General features: G+C 52.4%; 21 protein-coding genes. 4 read left to right on the forward strand and 17 right to left on the reverse strand.

What is annotated here, in order from left to right; translation table 11 throughout:
• Nucleotides 1-218: 218 nt before the first annotated feature.
• Nucleotides 219-2,411, forward strand: a complete 2,193-nt coding sequence (locus ACSYSS_RS07765) for a DUF6541 family protein (protein WP_491703443.1) — start codon at nt 219-221, stop codon at nt 2,409-2,411.
• A gap of 17 nt (nt 2,412-2,428) precedes the next feature.
• Here ACSYSS_RS07765 and ACSYSS_RS07770 read toward each other — a convergent pair whose 3' ends face one another.
• Genes ACSYSS_RS07770 through ACSYSS_RS07780 form a run of 3 tightly spaced genes read right to left on the reverse strand, consistent with a single transcriptional unit; the run spans nt 2,429 to nt 6,288 of the window.
• On the reverse strand, nt 2,429-3,421 hold the full coding sequence (locus ACSYSS_RS07770) for a glycosyltransferase (protein WP_491703444.1): 993 nt from the start codon (nt 3,419-3,421) through the stop codon (nt 2,429-2,431).
• A 40-nt stretch (nt 3,422-3,461) separates the two neighbouring features.
• On the reverse strand, nt 3,462-4,109 hold the full coding sequence (locus tag ACSYSS_RS07775; RefSeq protein ID WP_491703445.1) for an NUDIX hydrolase: 648 nt from the start codon (nt 4,107-4,109) through the stop codon (nt 3,462-3,464).
• Nucleotides 4,110-4,161: 52 nt separating this feature from the next.
• Nucleotides 4,162-6,288 (reverse strand): hypothetical protein, encoded by a 2,127-nt coding sequence (locus ACSYSS_RS07780; protein ID WP_491703446.1) that lies wholly within the window; start codon nt 6,286-6,288, stop codon nt 4,162-4,164.
• 36 nt (nt 6,289-6,324) lie between these two features.
• Between ACSYSS_RS07780 and rfbB the strand changes: the two genes are divergently transcribed.
• Nucleotides 6,325-7,458, forward strand: coding sequence for a dTDP-glucose 4,6-dehydratase (gene rfbB, locus ACSYSS_RS07785; RefSeq protein ID WP_491703447.1), 1,134 nt, complete (start codon nt 6,325-6,327; stop codon nt 7,456-7,458).
• A gap of 25 nt (nt 7,459-7,483) precedes the next feature.
• Here the strand turns inward: rfbB and ACSYSS_RS07790 are convergent, their stop codons facing one another.
• Nucleotides 7,484-8,080 (reverse strand): hypothetical protein, encoded by a 597-nt coding sequence (locus tag ACSYSS_RS07790; protein ID WP_491703448.1) that lies wholly within the window; start codon nt 8,078-8,080, stop codon nt 7,484-7,486.
• Between the two features lie 150 nt (nt 8,081-8,230).
• A complete protein-coding gene (locus ACSYSS_RS07795; protein WP_491703449.1) occupies nt 8,231-8,674 on the reverse strand; it encodes a helix-turn-helix domain-containing protein in 444 nt (147 codons plus the stop codon).
• Between the two features lie 307 nt (nt 8,675-8,981).
• Between ACSYSS_RS07795 and ACSYSS_RS07800 the strand changes: the two genes are divergently transcribed.
• The gene (locus tag ACSYSS_RS07800) at nt 8,982-10,982 is read left to right on the forward strand and encodes a DUF4422 domain-containing protein (protein ID WP_491703450.1); all 2,001 of its coding nucleotides are present in this window, start codon (nt 8,982-8,984) and stop codon (nt 10,980-10,982) included.
• 2 nt (nt 10,983-10,984) lie between these two features.
• On the opposite strand, the gene ACSYSS_RS07805 is transcribed toward ACSYSS_RS07800, so the two are convergent.
• Both ACSYSS_RS07805 and ACSYSS_RS07810 read right to left on the reverse strand, forming a co-directional pair.
• Nucleotides 10,985-11,893, reverse strand: coding sequence for a DMT family transporter (locus ACSYSS_RS07805; protein ID WP_491703451.1), 909 nt, complete (start codon nt 11,891-11,893; stop codon nt 10,985-10,987).
• Between the two features lie 4 nt (nt 11,894-11,897).
• Nucleotides 11,898-13,658, reverse strand: coding sequence for a phosphotransferase (locus ACSYSS_RS07810; protein WP_491703452.1), 1,761 nt, complete (start codon nt 13,656-13,658; stop codon nt 11,898-11,900).
• Nucleotides 13,659-13,808: 150 nt separating this feature from the next.
• Between ACSYSS_RS07810 and ACSYSS_RS07815 the strand changes: the two genes are divergently transcribed.
• Nucleotides 13,809-14,948, forward strand: coding sequence for a LicD family protein (locus ACSYSS_RS07815; protein WP_491703453.1), 1,140 nt, complete (start codon nt 13,809-13,811; stop codon nt 14,946-14,948).
• On the opposite strand, the gene ACSYSS_RS07820 is transcribed toward ACSYSS_RS07815, so the two are convergent.
• The 10 genes from ACSYSS_RS07820 to ACSYSS_RS07865 form a co-directional block, all read right to left on the reverse strand.
• Nucleotides 14,949-15,905 (reverse strand): acyltransferase family protein, encoded by a 957-nt coding sequence (locus ACSYSS_RS07820; protein ID WP_491704279.1) that lies wholly within the window; start codon nt 15,903-15,905, stop codon nt 14,949-14,951.
• 200 nt (nt 15,906-16,105) lie between these two features.
• On the reverse strand, nt 16,106-17,425 hold the full coding sequence (locus ACSYSS_RS07825; protein ID WP_491703454.1) for an ABC transporter ATP-binding protein: 1,320 nt from the start codon (nt 17,423-17,425) through the stop codon (nt 16,106-16,108).
• Complete coding sequence (locus tag ACSYSS_RS07830) at nt 17,425-18,258, reverse strand: ABC transporter permease (RefSeq protein ID WP_491703455.1); 834 nt, start codon at nt 18,256-18,258, stop codon at nt 17,425-17,427. The genes ACSYSS_RS07825 and ACSYSS_RS07830 overlap by 1 nt, the downstream gene beginning before the upstream one ends.
• A 50-nt stretch (nt 18,259-18,308) precedes the next feature.
• A complete protein-coding gene (locus ACSYSS_RS07835; RefSeq protein ID WP_491703456.1) occupies nt 18,309-18,623 on the reverse strand; it encodes a hypothetical protein in 315 nt (104 codons plus the stop codon).
• Nucleotides 18,624-18,647: 24 nt separating this feature from the next.
• Nucleotides 18,648-18,911 (reverse strand): hypothetical protein, encoded by a 264-nt coding sequence (locus ACSYSS_RS07840; RefSeq protein ID WP_491703457.1) that lies wholly within the window; start codon nt 18,909-18,911, stop codon nt 18,648-18,650.
• 65 nt (nt 18,912-18,976) lie between these two features.
• The gene (locus tag ACSYSS_RS07845; protein WP_491703458.1) at nt 18,977-20,071 is read right to left on the reverse strand and encodes an acyltransferase family protein; all 1,095 of its coding nucleotides are present in this window, start codon (nt 20,069-20,071) and stop codon (nt 18,977-18,979) included.
• A gap of 41 nt (nt 20,072-20,112) precedes the next feature.
• On the reverse strand, nt 20,113-21,285 hold the full coding sequence (locus ACSYSS_RS07850) for an acyltransferase (protein ID WP_491703459.1): 1,173 nt from the start codon (nt 21,283-21,285) through the stop codon (nt 20,113-20,115).
• The gene (locus tag ACSYSS_RS07855; RefSeq protein ID WP_491703460.1) at nt 21,286-22,860 is read right to left on the reverse strand and encodes a DUF6020 family protein; all 1,575 of its coding nucleotides are present in this window, start codon (nt 22,858-22,860) and stop codon (nt 21,286-21,288) included.
• Nucleotides 22,861-23,058: 198 nt separating this feature from the next.
• Nucleotides 23,059-24,057, reverse strand: a complete 999-nt coding sequence (locus ACSYSS_RS07860) for a glycosyltransferase family 2 protein (RefSeq protein ID WP_491703461.1) — start codon at nt 24,055-24,057, stop codon at nt 23,059-23,061.
• Nucleotides 24,058-24,203: 146 nt separating this feature from the next.
• Nucleotides 24,204-26,021, reverse strand: coding sequence for a hypothetical protein (locus tag ACSYSS_RS07865; RefSeq protein WP_491703462.1), 1,818 nt, complete (start codon nt 26,019-26,021; stop codon nt 24,204-24,206).
• Between the last annotated feature and the right edge of the window lie 35 nt (nt 26,022-26,056).

Here is a 26,056-nt window from a genome sequence, read left to right on the forward strand (position 1 = left end):
ACAACACAGGCTCCAGGCAAACGAAATAACCCCCATTGCTCCGTGTTGCTGCTGCTTTGTGTTGCTGCTGCCCAGCACCGCTGCGCACAATCGTGAGCGCTGTTAAAGGTACGGCCAAAAATAGCAGATGCAAAGCTGACGACATTGTTCGTTAGACTTATGCTGAATGTGCGAGCAAACAGCCGGAACGCAAATAGGCCATACGAAACGAGAAATATATGCAATTAATGACATGGGCTCAGACTTTTCCACTGTTAGCGGTCATTACACTGGCATTGATCGTGCCGGGATCGGCGATTGCGCTAGCTGCAGGCAGACGAAATCCGCTTGAAGTCCTGACGCTCGGCCTGACTGTTTCCATCGCACTTGCGGGCGTGGACGGCATCGTCTTCCTGCCTTTTCACATTCCCTGGGGCTGGCCATCGTATCTGCTTTCCGCACTGCTCGTTGTCGTTGTGGTTGCTCTCATACGCAGCTTCCACAATCTCCACCGACGCACAACGCTTCCCATGCAAACCGGGGACAAGCAGCACATGGTGTCGCTGGCCTCCCGCCTGGCCCAAGGGCTTCCTGCCCTGTTCGGCGTGCTGCTGACGTGCGTCGCCGTAGCGGTGCGTGTGGTTCACTCCGTCGCTTCACCGCAGCAGGTGACTCAGAACTACGATTCCATGTTTCATGAGAACATCGTTGGCCGCATCGTGATGACCGGTGAGGCCTCTTCTTTGCGAGCCGCCCCGGAGATCCGCAACGTATACCCCATCGCCATGCAACAGTTTGCGGCACTGGGAGCCATGGCATTCGGCAGGGATGCCTCCACATGGGTCACCGCGAGCCTGACGTGCACATGCCTGGTGTTCGCAGCCCTGATCTGGCCCATGACGATGATCTATCTGGTGCGCGCCATCGTCGGCCGCCACGCGCTCATCGATTTCCTTGCCCCCGTTCTCTCCGTCACGGCGGCAGGTGGCTCGTTGCTGCTCTGGGAATGGGGAACGCTGTATTCCATGTTTGCCGGGCAGGTCGTCGCCCCCGTGCTCATCGCGCTGCTCTGGCAATGCTGCGGTTCCGGCTGGCAGGAGGCGTTCAGGCTCGGCGGCAAGCAGCGCTGGCACCGTGTTTACGCTGATGTAGCCTGGATTGTGATAGCAGGATTGGCTGTCTCCATGTGTCATTTCCGGGTGGTCATCACGGTACTGCTGATTTGTGCACCGCTTCTCGTGCTGTGGGTCGTGGAGGCCGCGAAGTCTCTGCACGAATATCACAGGCCAGTGTTCAAGCGCGTGTGCATCACCGTTACGATTGTGGTGCTACTGCTTGTAGCATTGGCGCTCAACACCTTCAGAAAGATGTACCTTTGGGGCAGTCGACTGAAGCGCCCGATTTCAGACCATTTGAATGGCGGGCCAGCGCTGCCGACCGAGAACATTCCCTCCGCCGCACTGCGCTGGCTGCTCGGCCAGCCCATCAACTCCGGAAACAACAGGCTGCCGGTCTACTGGCCCACAGCCATACTCACGTTGGCAGCTCTCGCACTGGCTGTAGTGGTGCTTGCGCTTGCGGCAGTGGCTCGCAGTGCACAATGGAAGGCTGACAAAGACCCACAACCTAGCCAAAATCGCTCAGCCCGACCCAACACGTATGAGGTGACGCAAGGCGTGCGCACACCAGCACTGCTGCTGGCCTCGTTCCTCTTGACCGGCCTGGTGTTCGTCAGCTGCGCCGGAACGCATGCCGATTGGGCCAAAGTGCTGACGGCGCTGTGGTACAAGGACCAGCGCAGGGTCTACGCAGCGTGGCCGATCATCGTCATCCCTCTCATCAGCTGGGCGCTTCTGGAAGCGGAGCGCCGGCTCGGCGAGCGCGTGAACTTGGGCAGTATCGTCTGGCGCGGCGGCGCGGTAGTGCTGGCACTGGTGCTCGCAGTGGTCTGCGTGGCGGTCAATCCGCAGATGGACGAGATGGCTTCGGCATTGGGCCACGTCTACGCCTTCGCCGCCAACGATTCAGACAATCCGATGCTCTCAGGCGACGAATTCGAACTGATGCGCCGAGTCAACAATCACGTTCCAGCCAATCAACCCGTGCTTTCAGACCCTTGGAATGGCAGCGGGTACTTACTGGCTGTAGGCGGGCATACGTCCTATTACAAGCATCTCTACATGTTTGCCGAAGCGGACCGCGACTATCTGGCACCGCATTTCAACGAAATCAAAACGGATCCGAATGTGTGCAGAATTCTCGACAAGGACAACGTGCACTGGTTCCTGGATATGGGCGGCTCCTACGCACCGAATGATCCCTCCCACGCTATGTTTGAAAACCTCAAAATGACCCCCGGCACCATGAAACCGGTGGACAGGCAGGGCCAAGCCGTGCTGTACCGCATCACCGCCTGCCCGGCGCAACGCTAAGGCCTAGAGGCAATCAGCTAACGCCGCACCCCTTCAACGGCATTCACGGCCTGCGCGACCTCCGGGTTGCCACTGAGCACATTGGCATTGCTGGCGGGACGCCGACTGAGCCCTTCCTTCAGTCCGCGCCTGAGGCAGCTCAGGGTGAGCCTGCGGTCGCTGGAATGCAGGAACGTCAAAGCAAAACGACGGATGGTCTTGAGCACGAGCTCCACATATTCCGGGCCATGGAAATCACGCTTGGCGAACCTCAGCATCCACACTTTATTGCGCACCTCGAAGTAGAAGCGTTTGCCAGGGTCGGCATCGCTGGAGCCAAACGTTTTGGTCTTGTGCACCACTTCGCTGGCTGGCACGTAGTAGCCGATGCCATCCCGCAGCAGTCGTGAAGTAAATTCGAAGTCATCGTTCCACAGGAAGTAGGCGCTCACCGGCAGAGCCCGAAGCTTGAGCATGGTCTGGGCGTTGATCAGGCATGAGACAAACGAAAGCGAGCGCACCTGGAAGGTTCCGCGCGAATTCGTAAGCCCGGCAGCGGTGCGAGAGTTAAGCCCCTCAAGAGACGAACGGCGACGAGGTTTGTTCATGGCGTGAATGCGTCCATCAACCCAACGAGCCTGCGAACCCAGCAACGTGGGCCAGGACTGGTTGGCGGCGTGCGCCTCCTGAGCCGCTTCAAGCAGTCGCTCAAGCGCGGTAGGCGTGGGCACCGTGTCGTCGTCCATCACCCAGAGATAATGCTGCCCAGCCTCACCAGGGAATCCGTCATGCAGCGCCAAGGCCATGCCAGCACAAAAGCCGCCAGCACCCCCGACATTCGATTTAAGGCGCACCACGTCTGCCTTCAGTGGGTGGCGCATGGCTACATCGTATGCGCCGTCCGTGCTGGCGTTGTCCACAACGATGACCCGGTCCGGCTTGCGCGCCTGGGCTGCAATAGCATCGAGACATTCCTGCAGCAGCTTCGCACGGTTATACGAAACGACGATGGCGGTGACAGAAAAGTTCATAATACAAAATTATACGGTGCATGCAGAACGCGCCTGTCACTCATGCGTGCAGCTCGCGAACGAAGAAGGCACTCAACGTGATGCCGTCAACGATGCGGCCTTGCCTGACGGCCTCTCGCAGGCTGTCAGCAGCGACCCACCGCAAGTCGCTCAATTCCCAGTCACTGCCAGACCGCCTGCCCTCCAACGGAACCGTTGAAAGCGCAGCCCGACGCTCTTCGTCAGTTACAAAACCAATCTCCATAATGCCGATGCTGTCCTTCAGCACACCTGCGTCGGCGTGCATGGTCTGCAACAATCGCACCTGATCCGTATTGGCCACAAGCCCAGTCTCTTCCTTGAGCTCACGCATTGCGGTGCAAGTCAACGTCTCACCGCGCTCGCCCATGCCACGCGGAAACTCCCAGCACCATTCCTGCACGGCCACGCGCCAGTGCCTTGCAAGAAGGTAATAGTCGGCATCAGGCTCTTTCAAGACCGTCACACACACCGCTCCAGGCTGGCCGTTCTTCACGGAGGCCACATGCAGGGTCATTGGCTCTCCTGTGGCGCGCACATTGGCATCCACCGCAGTAACGGCGAAATCGACGCCACCCTGTTCCTGAAACACCGTATGCCTTCCCGTCTCAATCAATGGCGGAAGGCCACCCGCATCCGCTCCGCCAAGCGCATCGTCCATATTCACCATATCATTCCCCACCTTTTGTCTCGTTTACACCCACCGCACAAACTCTGACAACTCATACCGCATACAAAATATTCTTTGATGCCGATTGCACGCCGACCCACCATCGGACGGCGCTGATGGCATCGGGAATCATAGTGACGACCCATGCAATGGTGACAATCGCAAGAATCGGCATGTTACCGCTGAACACAACTTTATCGAATATAACGGAAACGAAGCCGATCACCGCAGCGAACAACAGGCTCTGCAGAATGTCAACAAGGTCATCGGAACGCTTGTATTCAGAACTCTCCTTTTGCACGCAATAGGAGATGTCGCGAGTGGCATGTTTCTGTGCCTTGCGTGCGCCCCTGCCTCCATCTGGGCGCCAGCTTCTCCAAGTCTCTATGGCAGAGCGGGCATCGTAGCAGAAGTTCGTAAACCTCGTAGCGGGCATGTCGCCAAGGTCAGCGGTAATCTCACCACCGAAACTCAGCGAGGAGGCCTCGCCGGTATTGTGGACATATTGTTCGTAGCTACTTGGCTCGGCACCGATAGCCATCATGTCACAACCCACGTGGTCCGCCATCGCCGCCAAATAGACGAATTGATACCATTCCTCCAGCATCTTCTTGCCCAATGGCAGGGTCGGCTTCACTCGGTTTAGCAACCAATTGCCAGCCTTTGACCATGAAGATACATCCATGCGGTTCCCAAGTGGTTCCGCCGGTTCCGGCCCCGCCTGCATTTTGCCGATGACATTCAATGCATCAGTACGACGATAGTTGCACACCAATTGGGCGAACGCCCTATGGAACCCTCTGCCAGCCTCAAAGCCGCAGCCAGCATACTGCCTCTGCCAAACCGCGTCGAGCCTATCTCGCTCCTTCCAGAAGATACAGTTGAAACTTGCCGCGAATGTCGAAGAACCATAGCGCATCTGTGCAGGATTGGCTGGATCATTCTGATTTTCGTATCGTAGCAAACCATCCTGCTCAGCCTGGAGCCACTGGCACCAACGCTCGGCAAGGAAGCCATAATGACACTTCGATTCCTCAGAACCCTCCAAGCTCATATCCAACTCGGGTGCGTTTGCGCCTGACTGCACATCTGCATGCAACAAGTGCCACAGCAAATCGGCCAGCAGCGTTGTCTTTGGCTTGATGCGTTCTCTGTGGCCTTTAATTGGAGCCAAAAGAGCGTCATATTGTTGAACGGTCAGAACCACCGATGCACGTCCGTCGACGGACCACTTATAACTCCCCGCGTCCTCGCCACTGTCATGCTCCCTTTCCAGCATGGAATACTCCATCGTATTGGCCCAAAGTCTGACATGCTGTAAGGCTCCGCCCTTGCCCAAAGTCTCCTCCAAAGGCTCGCCTGGAGCGACCACACGGTCAAGCGGCATTCCAGTTTTTGCGATTTCTCCAAGGAACTTAACGCATCGCTGACCGGTTCCACTACTTTTGGCAGGCCCTGCGCCCCTACAAGATTCATCATCGGATTTAGGGGTCTCAACCCTTGTGAATTGGAGCACGAAATTCAGCAGCTCATCTTCCAGGGTCTGGCACCTGCCCGAAACGATGAGTGCCGGAGGATCCTTATAGGACTGCCCAAGCAAGCCCAAGACCGTCTTCGGACCAAGCGCCTGGAAGAAGATTCCGTCAATCAGGTCGGCCACCGTGACCAAGATCTTCGGGCGACTCAGATAGGCAGTGCGCAAGCTGCCTGCAAAATCGGTGATGAAGCATGGGTAATCCCGAAGGAAACTCGTAAAATTATGAGATGCGTCCCCACAAAACAACCGCTCAGGGTCGCCACCCTTTGCCCACATTTCGGACCTGAGCCCATTGGCTTGCCGGCCAAGCACCGCACTCCACTCTCTGCGCTGTTCCTTGGAATCGAAGTTCTTGACCATGATGGTGTCAGGACGGTGCCTACGCGCGCCGTTCCCACCGGCGGCGAGATAAGCCTCAGTATCGGTTCTAACCTGTTTGATTCTCTTTTGAACTTGAGGGTCTACGCAGACGCACGAGCAATGCTGGTCTGCTCGACACGGTGCATCGGCTTGCCATGAATCCACGCACACGCTCGGACAGTGCACGGCGTCGTTCGGCGTGATCAGCCTGCTATAGTCCACAGCGTACGAATTCCCTCCGATGCATTCGTTCTCTCGCCCCATCCGTCCTTGGTCTGCCATACGCCCATTCTATCCGCCATGTCATAAGATGAAGCCATGCGTAACGATGTGCAAATTTTCCGGCCACGCCATATCCTCGTCACGGGCGGGGCGGGGTTCATAGGAGCCAATTTCGTACGCTGGGTGCTGGGTCACCAACCTGCAGTCCACATCACCGTGTTGGACGCGCTCACGTACGCCGGCAAGCGCGAAAACCTGGAGGGCCTACCGAGTGACCGGCTGACATTCGTTCACGGCGATATCTGCGATGCGCGGCTGGTAGACAGTCTGTGCATACCCCAGCCGCCTAGCACCAAGGCCGACGACTACGGTGGTCACATGGACGGAGTGCAGACTGAATCCGCCGAATCCCCGGAACCCGCAGAAAACCCAGCCACACAACCAGTTGACGCCATCGTCAATTTCGCCGCCGAATCGCATAACGACAACTCAATTATCGACCCGAACCCCTTCATCAAGACCAACATCGAAGGAACATACGTGCTGCTTGAAGCCGCACGCCGTTACAACATCAGATTCCATCAGGTAAGCACCGACGAGGTTTACGGCGACCTGCCGCTTGGCAGCACCGAACGATTCACCGAAACCAGCCCATACAGGCCTTCCAGCCCATACTCCGCCTCCAAAGCGGCCAGCGATCATTTGGTGCGTGCCTGGCACCGCACGTATGGGCTGCGCACCACCATCTCGAATTGCAGCAACAACTACGGCCCCTACCAACATGTGGAAAAATTCATACCCCGGCAAATCACCAACCTGCTCACCGGCAGACGGGCGAAGCTGTATGGGAACGGCAAGGACGTGCGGGATTGGATTAGCGTGGAGGACCATTGCTCCGCCATCTGGGCGGTCCTGACGAAAGGCACGATAGGTGAGACCTACCTTGTAGGTGCGGACGGCGAGCGCAGCAACATCGAGGTGCTACGCAAGATTCTGGTGCTGATGGGGCATGACCCGGATGACTTTGACCACGTGGCCGACCGCCCCGGTGCCGACCGACGCTATGCGCTCGACGCCAGAGGCATCACCACAGAACTCGGCTGGCAGCCACACGACACCGACTTTGAGGCCGGCCTCAAGCGGACCATCGAATGGTACGAAGAACATCCTGACTGGTGGCATGCGGACAAACCAGCCACCGAAGAAAAGTACCAAACGCAGGGGCATTGAGAACTCATGCCCATCTTATAGGTTTTTACTCTGCTAGCCGAGGGTTATGCGGCCAATATTGCAAATCAGACATTGCCCGGCTTTGCAAATCTGTGGAAAATCGATCGTCTAAAGGCAATGCTTCATTGATTTGAGCAGGGCTCAAACCAGCCATTCGTCTCAGCCCCCGATCCACGAGATACGCAAAATTTTTACATTGCGCAGAACGTAGCTTATCAGATAGTTTTGGTGGTTCTTCACACCGACTATTCCAGTAGTTCACTTGCCCCATAACAGCTTGGTACAAAGCATCGGCCGAAGATTCCGCGCATAGACAAAAGAAATCGTCCGCAGAAATCACATCATATGGTAATGCATCCATCTGCTCATCAGTGCAATCCTTAAACAGTTTTGAATCATTGGTGAGCAAATAATCGCAACCACCGGCAACTGCTGCGGCGTGCACGTGCAAATCATTTTCGTCGCTTAATCCTAAAGCTTCGAAGCTGGCATGCGCGGATTCACAATCATATTCCTCAATGAGTTCGGTAATTTCGCAGAGTTGCTGCTCAAGTGCGACAATCTTTTCCCCTGGCCAATCAGGATGATCACGCCGTAGATGATAGCCCACTTCGTTATACACATCTCGAGTCGCTATAACTCAAATGGGCAACTTGAGACAGCATAAAAGGCGTACAACCAATCCCGTAATGTCTTGCTATACAAAATGTTGGCATCTACGAAAACCTTTTGTGACATGTACTACACCGTACCAAAATCAAGCTGGGGCTGCCTACTCTTCTCCTAACTCATCCAACTCGGCACGCAACTTCTCGAATGCCTTAATCTTCTTTTTACGTTGCACACTACGCAGGGCGATAACATCTTGCGTCAAGAAACGCTTCTGCGTATTGACTTTAATTGTCTTGATATCTTGTTCTTTGGCTAATTTAAGGAACGTTGGTCTCGATACGCCAAGCATATCCGCAGCCGTACTCGCAGAAACCTCTTTTGGCGTTGTTTCGATGGTGATGCGGCTCCCCGCACTGAGCGCCTCCAAAATATTAATCAACATTCTGGAAGACTTATGAGACAGCTCAATGGTATCGCCATTAACCTGCAGACTTAAATCAGCACGTACATCTTTAATCTCGTCAAGAGCTGTATCAACATCTTTTGCAATTTCTGTATCATCAATAAAAAAGTTTGTTACTTTTGGTTTTGTTAGCACTTCCATGGTGCAATCTCCTAAAATCTTTTCTACATATTTTTATTTAGAGTTAGCAGAGATAGTCCATCGCAATTTACTTCCTTTCATTTATAAGTGTAACATCGTAATGAAAAAAAACAAATCAATTAAGCTGTAATTGATATCGAATTAATTAACAATTGCTATTGTGGATACTGCAACTTTGACGGCTGTTCCTGCTTCCTTCCTATTGCGCGCACTCAGCCACTCATTCTGTGCTCACGCTAGAATAGCGAACACTGAGTAAGACAGCGAACGCCTGAATATGACGTTTATTGAGGAGATGGCGAAAACTATGGCACAAATTGATGCACAAGCCGCTGATGCCGATGAGAAGCGCGAGCGCTACCGTGCACAATCCGTTCGCATCTTCGTAACAACCCACAAGGATGTGGAAATTCCCGAAGGTGACGTATTCCAGCCGGTGCAAGTGGGCGCGGGGCTTAATAACAACCGTTTCATCCGTGGCTTCCATGACGACGAGGGCGAGAACATCTCAGCAAAGAACCCCATGTACTGCGAGCTGACAACCCAGTATTGGGCGTGGAAGAACGAGAATGCCGACTACTACGGTTTCTGCCACTACCGGCGATATTTCGATCTTTCGCCCACCCATCATGAGGAAAACCGCTACGGCGAAATCATGGACGATTACATTGATGCCAAGGCCATCACAAAGTACCGTCTCAACGACCAAGCCGTGAAGGACGCAGTCGCCGGCTATGATATCGTCACAACCGTCATTCAAGATCTACGCAAAGTAATCGACCATAGACGCAACCCCGTTGCCATCTACGAAACCGCGCCATATCTTCATATCAAAGACCTTGACACCATCCGCCAGATCATCGCTGACCTACAGCCTGACTACAAGCAGGATGCAGACGACTTCTTCAAGGGGCACTACTCCTGCTTCTGCAACATGTACATCATGCGTAAGCAATTGTTCTTTGAATACTGCGAATGGATGTTTCCGTTGCTTGAGGAGTTCGAGCGGCGGGCTGATATGACGAACTACAGTACAGAGGCGCTGCGCACTCCTGGCCACCTTTCCGAACGATTGTTCAATATCTGGCTGATGCACAAGAAGCGCACTAACCCGAACCTGAAGACCCGCGAGCTGCAATGCGTGCACTTCACCAACCCTGAGCGTGCGGTGAAGCAGGCTCCACTTGACACTGAACGCATTGCCCAGGCTCTGAGCTTGCCACAGAACCAAGCCGGTCTGGCTGATGCAGCAAAACGCATCATACCGGTGGCGTTCGCAGCCGACAACAATTACGTCCCCATGCTGGCCACCACCATCTATTCGCTCATGAGCAACGCATCGAGCGACCGTTTCTACGACATTGCAGTGCTGCAGCGCGACATCAGCCCGCGCAACCAAAGCCTCATGAGGAATTTCTTTGCGCACTTCACCAATATGAACCTGCGCTTCATCGACGTGGGGCGTGAAGTGTCGGGCTACGAGCTAACCACGTCCAACCCGCACATCAGTGTGGAAACGTATTATCGCTTCCTCATCCAGAAACTGTTGCCGTTCTACAGCAAAGTGCTCTATTTGGATGCCGACCTCGTAGTACGGGGGGACGTGGCGAAGCTGTATGACACAGACCTCGGGAACAATCTTCTGGCCGCAACGCACGACATCGATTATTTGGGCAATCTCAATCACAACGACGGCAAACGCATTGCTTACAGCAAAGAGAAACTCGCGATGAGCAATCCCTACGACTACTTCCAAGCAGGGGTGCTACTGCTGAATACTGCGGCGATGCGCCAATTGTACACCATGGAGCAGTGGCTCGGCTTTGCTTCCAATCCAGACTTCATCTACAACGATCAGGATGTGCTCAATGCAAAGTGCCAGGGGCGCGTGCGGTTCCTGGATTGGCGATGGAACGTGATGCACGACTGCGACGGACGCGTAGCCAAAGTGTTCACATTCGCTCCCCACGACATATACAACGAGTACATGGCATCGCGAACCGACCCTCAGATTATTCATTACGCCGGTTATATAAAGCCTTGGACAGACGCAAGCTGCGATTTCGCCGACATCTACTGGAACTACGCCAGGCAGACCCCGTTCTATGAGCAACTAATCGAAGAACTCATTAGCTTCGGCACAGGCGGTGATGGACTACACGGAAAGCGCAAGACACTGCGAAAACATGAACCCCTAGTCGGAGAAACTAGCGGTTTGCGCCGATTCATCGACCCACTCGCCCCCGTAGGCAGCCGACGGCGCGAGCTGCTCAAGGCCATTGGTCGCAAACTCAAAGGAACCAAGTAGTCTTATGCCGTACGAGCCGCTGACAGTACTGTACTGATGAGAATTACGATGCAACATGCGACAGTGGCAATACTCGGCTTGGTTCCCTGAATCAGAAATCCGAAGAATATAGCCCATGCGCTGTAGGAAACGTTGAGTCCCATAGCATGCGACGCGCCGATAGCATCAATCGCGCGGTAATAGCAAAGATAAGATACCGTTCCAATCAAAGCAGATAGAGCCAGAACAGCAAGGGAACGTTCAATCAGCGCCGAAGTTGCCAGCTTCCACGTGCCCGCAAGGGGAAGAGCAAGCACCGCGAAAGCCAACGCCGAGGCAGTCTCACGAATCTGCAAGGCGACTTCGTTGTCAACGACATCATCACGCATACCCCACGCGCACAGTACAGCTTCGCTACCCCACCCGACCACAGTCAACAACGCGCCAGCAAGCCCCAAAGCCACATTACCTACCGACACCGAGGTCGAGGAAAACCAACCCATGACCATGATGCCTAATATCGCAGCAGCCAAAGCCAGTAGCTGCTTTCTGCTCATACGCTCCTTGAGCAGCAGAAACGACAGCAAAGTGCCAAAAGCCGGATACACCGATGTAAGAACTGCCGTATACCCGGCACCAAGATTGTTGATGGCAACCACATAGCCGGTCATGCCGACAGGCCCTCCAAGTAAAGCACCAAGCGCAACCACAAGACCGCTGCGAGTGCGCAACGCTCTCCGAGTCTCCCCAATCCTGCACTTGGCACACATATAGACGAAGAGCCAAACAGCACAGGCAGCGTCGTGCAGGAACGAAGCGACGACAGCGGCCTGAGCCTGAGAACCACCCACATATGGTGCCATGAGCATGGCAACAGCCAATATGACAGTGTCAAGCCCCCACAAGGCACCGCTCAACACTCCATAGCGCATATCATCAATCCTTCTCGTATAACGCAAGCGTGCTATCGAGATAATCCTGAGCGTATCGATAATAGATATACATCCATTCACCCACCGCATCCCCTTCGCGCTGCTTAAGCAACGACCACAAGTACCAGCACCACCCGGCAAGCTGAATATGGGCAAAATTGTGTCTTACTTCTCCTTCAGTAGGCTTACGCCCGAAATATGCTTCAAGAGCGTTCATGGCCTCATCCCTGTCAAGTTGGCAACAGACACAGAACGTTCCAAAATCGTTCGCATAATCACCCATGCCCGCGTATTCCCAATCAATAAGGGAGTATCGGCCGGCTTTGTCGATAAGAAAATTACGATCGAAGAAATCATTATGGCACAGGCATACAGCTGCTCCGTCGGAACGAACAAACTTCTCAAGCCGATCCACCTTAGCGCCCATCTGAGCGAATCCTGGAATCTGGATTGGCCCGTACTCTTCAAGCAGCTTTGTGTAGCGTTTGGCTTCTTGGTAGAAATCAAATACATGACCCACACGGGCCCCACTGGAATGCAGTCTATGCGCTATGCGCATCGCCTGCTCCACCTGCCTGGGGTCGCGCGGATCTAACCCAATACAATCAGGAATGAATCGAGAAATTTTCCAGCCTTCGTCTTCGTCTTCATAAATGAATGTGTCGTCAAGTCCAAGCCGCTTGGCTTCCCTTTGCGCAGCAGCCTCACCGGCTCTGTCCACAAGCTTTTCCGTACCCTCCCCTGGATGTCTGTATACATATTCCCCACTCCCCGTCCTGAAATGGCAGGAAAGGTTTGTGAGACCTTGTTTGAGGGGATATACGTCGTGAATCTCATCGCGTGAGCACCCCAACGTTGTCACTATGTTGTCAAAAATCTTGGAATCGACATTCTTAAGGAAATCCGGGTCAAAATCACGCAACTCATCCAACGAGTCAAACTCATTGATCACTCCGTCAGCATAAGGGCGCAAACGCATATCCAACTCACGAATATGTTCTACATACAAACCCTCCCACAACTTGTCATAAGTCTGAGGCAATGGATATTCAGCCTCAAGTATCCCAACGAAACGGTCGGAGAATTCCTTGTCGAAATATGCGTGACCGAGCATGTACCAGCAATCGGCGCCACCTATCTTCACGTCGGTGATGCGGCCGCCAGCCCCAGTGGTCAAGCACCACTCCTTCGTGCTTCCATGGGAATACTGTGCTGAATAATAGGCCTTCCAAACGTAACGTTCAAACGGATTCTCCGTGAAATAATCATCACTGGAGCACACATACGTGTTCTTTAGACGGTTGCGTACAAGGTACAAGGAAGCGTTGTTGTTTCTTGACGCATACTCGTCATTGACCACTATGTCCACACCGAACTTGTCTTTGAGGTAGAAGAAGAACTCCTTCCGATATCCCACAACTACCGTGATATCGCTGACGCCGGCCTCCTGCAACTGACGAATCTGCCGCTCTATGAGAATCTCGCCGCGCACCACCAACAATCCTTTAGGCTTCTCATATGAAATCGGTGCGAATCTGGAGGAAAGGCCCGCCGCCAAGATAATCGCATTATCCACAGCATAGGGTTTCAGCGCCGCCAATCCCGCGCTCGTAGCCTTGTTGCCTTCACTCACGTTTCCAGCAACCTTAAGCTCGCGCAAAGCTGCGTTCACTGCACCTAGAGAAAGTCCCGTGGCAGCAGCAAGCACTCGTTGACTTGTTCCCGAGTTGAACCGTAGCTCACGCAAAACCGAGAATTGCTTCATAGTTAGAGACATGCTGTACCTTATTCAATGTTCATTTTCTCTTACTCATTCATGATATATGAACAGTACAGTTTGCGCAACTTCACCACGGCTGAATCCATCAGGGTAGGAAAGCTTGCCCCAGCAGTATACTGGACAATATAGGAGTTATTGGGCGAAAGGGTTGTGATGACATTCATCTCCAGACTCATTGATGCGTTGCCTTCGTCGAAGCGGGCAGTCCGTACCGTTCGAGACGAGGTGGGCGATGTCAGAAACATGGTGCAGCAAACCAACGAAGAGGTGGCGGGGCTGCGCGGCCAATTGTCCGATCTTCATTTTGATCTCCAGCAACGGCTTAAAACCCATGACGCAAAATCCCAGCTCCTGTTGTGGCAAGCGGTAGAACGACAAGGAGAAAACCTCGATGACGCCCGCAAACGAGTGTACGAGAGTATGCCGCAGGCGGTCGGCCAACTACGGCTGCTGCAGAGGGCCTACGCGCAGCTCGTCAAAGAGTTTGACAAAATATGTCAGGAGAACCATCTGATTTACTGGGCAGATTTCGGCACTCTACTTGGTGCGGTGAGACACCACGGCTTCATTCCTTGGGATGACGACACAGATGTTGGGATGCCGCGCGACCAAATTTTTGCATTGCAGAAGGTGCTTGACGGCAATGAACAGTATCGTCGGCGCTATCGTATATTGGTTGCCTACGACCCATATGCGTTCTGTCGGCAAGTCAGATTCATGTACAATGATGCTAACAACCCCGTCTTCCTAGATCTGTTTATCTATGATTACGCACACGATGCAAGCATTGCCTTGTACAAGAAACGCATTGACTTGCAAAACGTCATGATCAATGAAATGAAAGGGCTGCCGTTTTTCAAGGACTGGGAGCGCCACGGCTATTTGCAGCATGGGCAGCCCCATAACGACGAGGTTAAAGCCGTGTTTGAGTCGTACTACAGTAAAAGTCAGGCAGAAGGCCTTGCAGTTGAGCGGGATCAAGCCAATGCGTTGATATACGCATTCGACAATTGCACCTTTAACAATACTGCCTTAATTTACCCAATCGACACGATACTACCAAGGGTATCACTGCAATTTGAAACGTTCGAAGTCCTAGCTCCAGGCAACTACCAAAAGGTTCTTGAAACCAATTACGGTGACTACTACGAGCTTCCAGACGATATGTTCAGCCACTTTGACCATGTAAATCGCGAGTTGTTCAACGATGAAGCGACCCTCACTTCGCTGACATGCTGCGCAGAAACACCCGAGCAGTACCTGAACGATAAATAGCTATCCAGCATGCTCAATATTCGTATCAACTGATTGTGAATGGGAACCGTTCAACAACCTTCCAGCGATAGCTTGCAGCGGATGCACTGCGACTGTGTCAAAAACTAGGGCGCAGAGAGCCAATGCTACGAAGGCGACAACGATGACCGCTAAACCGGCAAGCAGTTGTGCGAGCAACCCAGCAGGTGCAGGCACCATCTTACTGATGACAGACCAAAACGGTGTGAAGACCAGCCTGTTTTCGTGAATGAGATAGACACTGAACATGCTACTAGCGATTCTATTGACAGCTTGATTGCTCCATGCGGATTTCTCAGATCCTACAGCAATCACGAAGAGAATCGTTCCAATGACAATGCCTGGAGTGCACACAAACATCAATGTATCCGTCGTCCAGCCGAAGAAGACATTCGCCAATGACTTCGGACTGATAAGGACAATACGATTAAGCAGTACGCAGAGTACCATGACAACCACCATCAAAAGAGCAGCACTCCATACCGAGTATTTCGGCACACCGTGAATGCGCAATCTGGCGCCAATGAGGTACACAGTTATCGCATAGACGGTTGAGTCGAACGTAAGGAAGGAATCCAGACCCAGCAATGGGAGCAGACTCACTGCAAGAAGAAATGCAACAGCGAGGTCCAAAGTCCTTCGGGAAATGTGCGCAATGACGATGTTGAGGAATGGCGCAAGTAGCAGCAGAAGGAAATATGCAGTGATAAACCAATACTGGCGGGAAAGCACCGGCATCAACATTGAACGTACAGTAGTTGCGCAATTGTCATGGTTGAATGGTTTGTCAAGTGACGGCGTATGAACTCTGAGACGAATAACAAGAATCAATATAAGACAAGCCAGAGAGTAGAGGAACGTTTGCAGCCAGACTTTAAGCAATCGCATTGGTTTAAAGCCACTTCGCGCAAGATAGAAGCCAGTGATGATGAAGAATATGGTGACACCTACCTAACCCGTCTCAACGCCTAGGTACGCTGTAGCTCCTCGCCAGCCCCGAACATCGAGGAGGTGCCAATCCATATGAATCGTGAAGTGGCACACCACAACAAGGAACATGGCGACAATGCGCAGCAATTCTACACGACTGTTGCGGGTGGATGTCGCCAGCGTCATTGTGTTCCTGCCTTACCGAGCCATCAGACTTCCTCAACTGTTTTGGTACCGGTCTGCTTGATTCCGATGACCCGATCGCTCAGGAGCGCATAGTCACGGTTGCGCGTGTTGCTCACTGCGAAGAAGCATGAGTTGGCATCATTCGTGAAAGCCACCATGTCTGTTGACTTGGGGTCGGTTTTACTTGGAGTACGCAACGAGGCGACCATGCGGAAGCGACTGTTGTTGAAGATCTCGCAAGGCAGCTCAAATTGCACCTTGACATGCCCGTATTCGTTCATCTTGAGCTTCTTTGAGCCGGAGTCATAGACCACTCCGCCACGCTGAGTGTCCCACAACGCAAGGGCCAGGTAGAACTCCGTACCAGGCTCGTTGAACTCGTACTCCACTTCGAAACGGAACGGTTGGGTGCCATCTACCACCAATGGGGAAATCGCGTTGACCCGCAACAGCGGGACACGTTCGTTCAGACCGACCAAGTACTGGCCGCTCCTATCCTTCCCATCATCGGAAGATTCATCGTCATGCTGCTTCAAATTCTCCAACGTGTATCGGTCGGCCACGTCGTTCTTGTCGCCGCTGGCGATGATCTCGCCGTCCTTGATGAGGATGGCCTTGTTGCAGTACTTTTTTACCGATTCCATGCTGTGGGTCACCAGAATGACCGTCTTGGTGGGGTCCTTCTTGATTTCGGTGAAGAAATCATCGCACTTACGCTGGAACGCTTCATCACCCACGGCCAGTACTTCGTCGAGCACCAAAATGTCACCTTGGGCCTTGATAGCCACGGAGAAGGCCAAACGCACCTGCATGCCAGAGGAATAGTTCTTGAGCTTCTGGTCCATGAAGTCGCCTAGCTCAGCGAAGTTGACGATGTCATCGTACATGGCATCGATTTCCTCGCGCGTGAAGCCAAGGAGCGCACCGTTGAGGTACACATTCTCGCGCCCCGTGAGTTCAGGGTTGAACCCTACACCCAGCTCGATGAACGGCACCAGCTTGCCAACCGTCTTCACTGAACCTTTCTCAGGAACGTAGATGCCGGAGATGATCTTGAGCAATGTGGACTTGCCAGAACCATTGCGTCCAACGATGCCGAAGAAATCGCCCTGTTTGACTTCAAAATTGATATCTCGCAGGACGCTTTGCTCGGTATACCCCTTGATGCCGCGCGTCCAGTTAAGGAAGGCCATCTTCAAGCCAGTGGCCTGCTCAGTGGGCAAACGGAACGACTTGGCCACATGATTGACCGAAAGCGCGACCGGACGATTGTCTTCATCGTCCTTTGAAGTCTGCGGCGTTGTGATTGTATTATCTTCGATTTTCAAAGCCTGCTCACTCATCACAGTACCTCCGCAAACTTGGGGCTGTACTTGCGAAATACGTAGATGCCCAGCCAAAGAATGACTGCCGTCAACACATATGGAATCAACGCAATCCAAGAGGTATGAATCATGCTCCACACCGTGTCCACGTAGTCAGGCGCCAACAGGTTGTGGCGAATGTCCATGATGACCTGCGTGGAGGGGTTGAGCATGAGCAACTTCGCCGCCCAGCCGAAGTGCGGATTGGTGGAAACCATCGAAATCGGGTAAATCACTGGTGTGGCATAGAAGAGCGCCTGCAGCACGACCTCCCAGATGTGCGCGATATCGCGGAAATGAACGTACAGCGTGCCTAGGAGGAGCGCCACCCCTAGTGCCAGCAGATAGAGCTGGATGATGCTGAACGGCACCAACAGCATGTGCCAGGTGAATTCCGCATGGCCGAAGAACCCGAAGAAGATGACCACAACGATATTGATGAACAGGGAAATCATGGAACCCATGGTTGTGGAAGCCACGATGATGTAATTGGGGAAGTGAATCTTGCGTAGCAAATCGCCACGATCGACGATGGAGCGCATGCCCATGCTGGTGGCCTCGGAGAAGAACCCCCACAGGCAGTTGCCGCAAAGCAACGAGACTGCGTACGTAGGCGTGCCGTCGCTGAACTTCAAGAACCGCACGAACACCACGTACATAACGGCAAAGAGCATGAGAGGCTTCAGCACCGACCAGAGCACGCCAAGGAACGAGCCTTGGTAGCGCAGCTTGAAGTCGGTGCGCACCAGCTCTTTGAACACCACCAGCGCATAGTGGTACCGTTGCTGCAATCGTTTCGCTAATTCCTTCACAATAAATCTATTGTACTATTGCGGGGTGCCTTATGAGATGAACCCCAAAGTCAGGCGTGCTGCAACGTTCTGCCTGGCCTAATAAGCTCGCGTAGATATTCTGAGCGAGTGATATGCGCGGCTGCAGCTGACCTGTCCAGGTCGTCCTGCCATGACTTCGGCACGACGACCTGCAGCCGTACTGTCTCCTCTCTGGGCTCCTCAACCCGAGGACGTCCTCTGAGCACGTCAATCGCCTCATCAACATCAGCAACGCCGGCGGCTCTCATAAGAAAGTCGCGCCCTGCATGAGCGGCATCTTTCCCCTCGAACGTCTTAGCCTGGGATTCGTCCCAGCGCCATTTCTTGTCATTGTTTACTGTCATGCCAGTTCCTTTCAATCGCAACGCTCAATCCGTCTCCCAAAATCCCTGTTGTTCGACGTTGACATGAAATACCACAATTCTCCCGCTACCAGTCTGTTTCATAATCACCTCAATGCTATGCACGAGCGAGTCACCACAGTACGGCCCCGTTAGTTTGACATACTCCTCACCACCGAACGTATACTGTCTGTACTTCGTGGCATGCGCCGTGGCGAACAGCACATCGTCAAGCGTAAAACCGTGCTTTCCTGCCGACTTACCCCACTCAATACCCCTGTCATATACCATGAAATAATTATACTACGGAATTATAGTATAATTAAGTTCCCTGGATAATCGATATACCTATCAAGTCAAGCAATGCCACGGTTGTTCAAAGCGCGCTGGGCAAGGCGCTGCAGTGGGTGCACTACAGCCGCGTCAAAGATAAGCGCCAAAATGGTCAACACCGCAAAGACCACAACGATGATGCCGATGCCTTCGCCCAAGCTCGCAACAAACCCACTAGGCCTAGGTGCCACTTTGCTCACCACAGCCCACAGAGGGCCGAACACCAGTCGATTCTCGTGGATAAGGTACACGCCGAACATTGCGCTGGCCACCTTGTTGACCAGTCGGTTGCTCCAGTTAGACCGTTCCTGACCGATGACCGCAATGAATACAGCAGTGCCGACGAGAATGCCCGGAGTCCTCAGGTACAGCAGCGTATCAGTGGTCCAGCCAAAGAACACACTAAGCATAGACGTGGGGTCGATAAGGATGAGCCGATTCATGACAAGACAGACCACCACCACGACGATGCAAATCGCACAAGCCTTGACACCGGTCAAGTTCGGAACGCCATGCATCTGCAGGCGAGCGCCAATGAGGTAGCAGGTAATGGCATATACGGTGCTCACAAACGGCAGGAACGTGCCTAGCCCCAGCAACGGCAGCACGCTGACAACCAGAAGGAAGACTATGGCCGTATCCAGCACCTTGCGCGAAATCTGCAGGACAATGATGTTGAGGAACGGTGCAATCAGCAACAAGAGAAAATAGGCGCTGATGAACCAATACTGATTGGAGAGAATCGGCATCAACATGGTGCGCCACATGGCAGCCCGATTGTTCGGTGAGAACGCCCTCTCCAGCGAAGTGATGTGAGCGACTTTCCGGGCGAACAACATAATCAGCAGACACATTACGGAATACAGGAATGTCTGCAGCCAAGTCCGCACGAGCCGCGAGGCTTTGAATCTGCCACGCACCAGGTAGTAGCCGGTGATGGTGAAAAATATGGTGACGCCGACCTGCCCCATCTCCACGCCGAGGTATGCCGCTGCACCCTGCCATCCACCTGCACCCAACAGCTGCCAGCCAATATGGATTGTGAAATGGCACGACACAATCAACAGCATGGCCATGATGCGTAAAAACTCCACAAAACTGTTTCTGGAAGCCACCATATTATCTCTTTTCCGCTCATTGCCTTCAACCAATTTCGGCATCATCGCCTCGACTTCAACGATCGAAACAGATTCTTACATGCACCAATGCCCCACTTGCCGAAAACGACTATGCAAAGCGTCACTGCGTAGACCACGACGGCCTCACAGAGTGGGGACTTACTCAGGAAAGTGCCGACGGCACCGGTGATGTTGGCACCAATCCAATTGATAATTACCACATGGAACAAATAGACTCCAAGCGATGCTCCGGAAACCGTCTTCAGCACTTTGAGCGTCTTCGGCCTGACGCATTGCTGCAAGTGCCGCTCAAATGATTGAAACAGCAGGAACAGGGCAACGACCTGCACGGCACAAACCGGAAACGTGATTCCGACGAAGTAATTATCATACGTGGCGTGCAGACCTTCAGGCCTATGGAATCCATTCGACCACAAGCCCAAGCCAGCCATCACAGCAACCGATACAATGAACGCCAACGTCGAATACCATCCCTGATGACGAATTGGCTTCCAATACACGTGGAAATAGTACCCAGCAAGGAAATAAAACAGATTGGCTGAAGCGAACAGCGGCCAATTAAGCAACGTGTCGAAATACCTTGCAGGCATACCCAAATGTTCCAACAACGGAATAACCATGCCTAAGCCGAATGTGAGCAGCAACAGATACTCCAAGGTGCGACGGTGCTTGACTACGTAAGAAAGTATGGGGGTGAGCACATAGAGGTAAAGAATGGAATAGAAAAACCAGTACGTACTGTTGATTTGATTAGTTAAGAATCGTTTAATGAAATCTACAATCCCAAACTTGCCCTGAAAAGCATCAGCGCCATAAAACGAGCGGGGAAATGCACAAAACAGGATGTAACAGGCTATGCTACCCAGCAGCATGGCCCTACCCGTACGCCAAAAGCGCTTTTTGAAGAAGGTCTTCGTTGAATATCGCTCTCGATAACCAAGGATATTCATACCGCTAACCATGAAAAAGATGGGAACCGCAAATATCGCCAATGCCTGCAGAATGACTTTCCACACCCATCTCAGCCCGGGCGCTGGAGTGTATACCGACAATGTGGTGTGCAACAGAACAACAGCAAAACAGGAAACAATATTGAGAAGATAAATAAAAACCGAAAACTTATGTTTCACGGAACCACGTTCTTCGGCAGTCTCACACTGCCCAGCCGCAGTAACACTCGGAGCTCCAACCACTTATTCATCTCCATTCGGTTGATATCCATGATCATTATCCGGCAGGTGACCTTCACTGTGAATATCAGAAGCCGAGGCAATGTCCACATTGCCGTCCAAGTATTCATTGCGCACAATGACAATGAACGCCAATGCCAACGGAGCCATATAGACCATGGGCATGAAGTAACGCATACCTTCGATGGTCACAGTAGTGGGCGAAATCCATAGGAACACATACGTGAACAAATAAGGAAGCAGATACTTCAGTCTACGTTTATTGTTTCGCAGGCATTCATACACGACAAAGCACACCATCCATGTAGACCACAATACTTTTGAGAATACAAGCATCGCCAACGGCGTGGCCTCGAGCCAATTCACACTGTGCTCGAGTTTTGACACAATCGAAGACTCACTGGGCACTCCGACCGCCAAAACATGCACATCTGAAAAATCATGTACGCTTCCGGCAGCATACACTGGCATAAGCAGCTGTTCCACATCCTTGTCCGTGGCATTCGGCCAACCTATCCAAGACTGCTGCAGATTCAGATAGGCGTTCAAATAGGTCGCCGGGTGTCGGAAGGCGTTGTTCAACCAAACCTTGAGATATGCCTTGAGATACTTATCTTTGGCAGGGTTCCAAGTGAATCCCTTCACATCGTCAACCGAGTTGGGATTATACCGTTTGGCAACGTTCTTTCCAAGAACATGTTCTATGACTTCACGATCTTCCTTGCCTACATCATTTCCATGTTCCTTCATAAGCAATGCAGACTGCTGGAACGGGATGCCCAGCATCTCCTGCTTGCCGCCTTCCTCGATGTGTAATGCAGGGAAAACCAACTTCGGCAAAAGAACAAGCATCACAACCAAAACCGTAATCGCCGTGGCAACGACTCTCGCCCGTTTCTTCTTGGGAAGGAAGAAGAGCAACGCCAAGCAGGAAAGAACGACGACGTACATTCCGGTCTTCTTGGTGAGCGATGCCAGCAACGCAAGAACAATGAAGACTGCCAGAACCTTGACTTTTTTCAAAGCCTCACCATGAGTGCGTGCAATCTCAACGAACAACAGCGCATACCAGATGAAGATTGGCAGAAACAACGAATCCTTGACCATGGAAATAGCATACATGGGAATGACGGGAAACAGCGCAAAAAACCACATCGATGCCGTGCAGAAACGATGCGAGGCCCCCAAACGCCGAACAAACAACACAACGACGGCCAATGCAGAAGCTGTAGCCAATCCCTGAAGCACGCAGTAGATGTACACACCTAAATCCGCAGAACCGACAAGATGCCCAAAACTCACGAACAACCCGAAAACAACAGTATCAAACACCGGATGATGATCCGAAAGATGTGTTCCGTCTGTAAAGATATTCGGCGAGCCAAACCACTGCAACAGTTGCTGGCGGGTGTCGAACCAGATGACCCCAGGGTAGGTCATGACAATGTAGGGAAGCCAGCAGACAACGATGATACCGGTTACTAAAAGCAGCTGACTGAAATCAAGCCGATATGAAAGACGATACTGCCTGACAGGGCCATCAGATGCCTGCCGACGCTCGCCTCTCAGCCAAGTCACTACACATTCTCCGGCCATGACAAAAAAAACAAAGCAGACAGTATAAAACACAAGATGCATACCACTGTTGAGAGAAATTATAAACCTCTGTTGACTTCGCAACGAGTCACTTGCTGTCGCAAGCAAACCGCAAACTACGGCAATAACCAACAGCGGCCAACGTTTGCGTATGAAATCTCGTATTCCCATACTCTTCTTCTACCTTTGCCTGGAATCATCGAAATCGTTGAGTTTCTGCTCTTCAACCAAGTAATTGGGCCGATGCTTTGTCTGCATGAAAATCCTACCAAGATATTCCCCGATGATTCCCAAACTCAGCAATTGCAGGCCGCCAAGCAACAGAATCACCACCATGATTGACGCATAGCCCGGCACATCTATACCTCGAGCCATTACACGAATGAAAATGACCGCCGCGTAGACAAGTGCCAAGAAGAACACCAGGAAGCCAGTGTACGTTGCTATTCTCAGCGGAGCCGTGGTAAAACTCGTCAACCCGTCCATCGCAAGATGAATCAACTTCAAATAATTCCATTTGGTCCTACCGGCAGCACGTTCATCACGGTCATAGAGAAATTCAATTTTCTTAAAGCCCACCCAACTAAAGAGCGCTTTGGAATTGCGTTCGGTCTCATCCAATCGTTTCAGCGCGTCAACGCACTTACGGTCAAGAAGCCGAAAGTCACCCGTATCTTCCTGTATGGGAACGCTGGAGACGGCACTGAGCACCTTGTAATACAGTCGGCTGGTCAGCTTTTTAAGCCAACTCTCTCCTTTTCGGCTGCGGCGCCGTGCATATACATCTTCATATCCTTGAAGCCACAAATCAGCCATCTGGGGAATCAGCTCAGGCGGATCCTGAAGATCCGCATCAATAATGACAAGCGCATCAGTGTCCGTTGCCTGAATACCGGCAAACATCGCCTTTTCCTTGCCGAAATTCCGAGAGAGGATAATATACTCCACGTAATCATGGGCTTGGGCATACTGCTTAATCAATGTTTTGGTATTATCCGATGATCCGTCATCGACAAACAGAAGCTGAAACATCAAAGGCGTTTCGCGTTCCCTGCCATTCTGGACCAACTTATCAAGACGCTGAAATACCAGAGGCAACGATTCCTGCTCGTTATAGCACGGAACAAGAACGGTAATCGTCTTTGCAGCAGGCTCAATAGAGCAGTTGACCTCTAGCACTGCGCTCACTTCCCTCTGATCATTATCCAGAACCTACATTACATATCCGGATTACATATCCAGCATAAACTCTTCGGCCAACAGTCAAGACATGTGGCGGAAACAGCATAACAACAAAACTGTCTCTTCATAGTATTTGCTTCGTCTCATTTACATTTCCGTCGCAACAAACCCCAACGCCTCAATTTGGCGACTACACATGCCGACAGCAATGCAATCACAGTCGTCAACGAGACCCAATCGGCTACTTGCCAAGACATCGGAGCCATAAACCTAACCGTCACATCAGCTGATCGATGCGCAGGAACCTCCAAAACTCCGACATTGTTTGCGCCGCGAATGAGTGCAATCCCATTTGAACGGACATCACCCTCCACACGGTATTGCGGGTACCACAACATCGGTAACGTCACCTTTCCTGGACGTTCACCAGTCGTCACATGCAATCTCCGAGTGCTACCAGACCTCGTGTAGGAGCGAACGCTTGCTCCACCTTGCGCTTTCGGCTCATGCAGGGTTAGCTTCGCCACGTCTGTACCTTTGAGCAGATACTCGCCATCCCCAATGCCTTCGGTCCCTTTCGTATTATCCGTGGCGGCAAGCATTTGTGGAGACCCTAGCGGAATGGCGGTTTGAATATATGAAGTGGCAGTTGCTGCGCCTTCCATGGCTGAGAGTGCCACGAGCGCACCCATAACAACACTCACAAAACTCCGGAACAGCGCATGCGATGTCACTGTTATGATGCCATCGACATCCGCCTTGGGCTTTGAGGGAGCAGCAGGAATCGGAACACCAGCCTTATCAGTTCCGACGAGGGCGGAGAGCCCGATCACAGCTGCACAAATCAGTAAGAAACTGCCTGGCCCTATCAGCCGCCACGGAAATTGAATAGCGGCGAGCTTTGCGATCATCTTGGCAATCAGACCGGAGCCCGATCCCCGTCCCCACGGGAAAATCCATGTAGACATACCCAAAAGCACAGCACCCAAAACGAACAATACGATTACCCACACCTTCAGGCGACGGGCCAGCCTCACACAGCCTTTACCCGAAACGCAAAGTACCAGCACAAACAGAGCTGCAAGTAAAATCGCCCAGCCCACCGCCAGCGACATCTCACCGGCAACACCATTGTGCAAGTCATTGCTGCCACCGGCAACATTGGGAAGAAATTCCAGTAACTGACTCGGTTCCGCAGCATTGGAAGCCGCATTGGCGGCCGCGCGAGCATTAGGTATATTGGTGACGGATAAATCGCCGCTCAAATAATACGCAATAAACGGCACCAAGAAAAAAAGACAGATCAGTATACAACCAATAGAGGCAACCAAACAGTCTCGAAGGATGCAGAGACGCTCCCTGCCTGTCTTCGCAAGCACCAAGCCAACGATTCCAACAACGACCAGAGGAATCATCACCAACATTGTGGAGAGCACATGCGAAAGCATGATTCCCGAAACACCGATGGCCAACCAGCACCAACCCCACGATGACACTGTATGCACGCCACGGCTGAGAATCGAATGCATGCCATACGCCACAACCGGAAGAAAGATCAAAGCCACAGCTTCGCCTATCGACGAACGCAAAGCAACGTCAAGCATCCTGTACGGAGACAGCACCCACAATGCCGTGGCAAAAAGACCGATGAAACGGCGACCTGACATGTTCCTAAAGCAGACATAGGCAAAAATTGCGGTGGCCGCATTAATCGAAATACAAAGCAAACGGAACACCACCGGCAACGACAACCCAATGAGCCGCAAAACCGCAAAAGGATACAAGAAGATGTCTCCATAGCAAATACCTGTCGGATACCCATAACCAGAAATTTGTGTCGATTGCATACGTACGGGAAACTCACCATTGCGCAGGCCCTGAGCTATACCTTCAAGCCTGAAAAGATGGAATTCAGTATCTTGGTTCGGGTACCACGGCAAATAACTGAGAAAATACGGCATTGAAGCAATGACAACAAGCACGCACAAAAAGACCA

It is taken from the genome of Bifidobacterium sp. ESL1118, assembly GCF_058505595.1.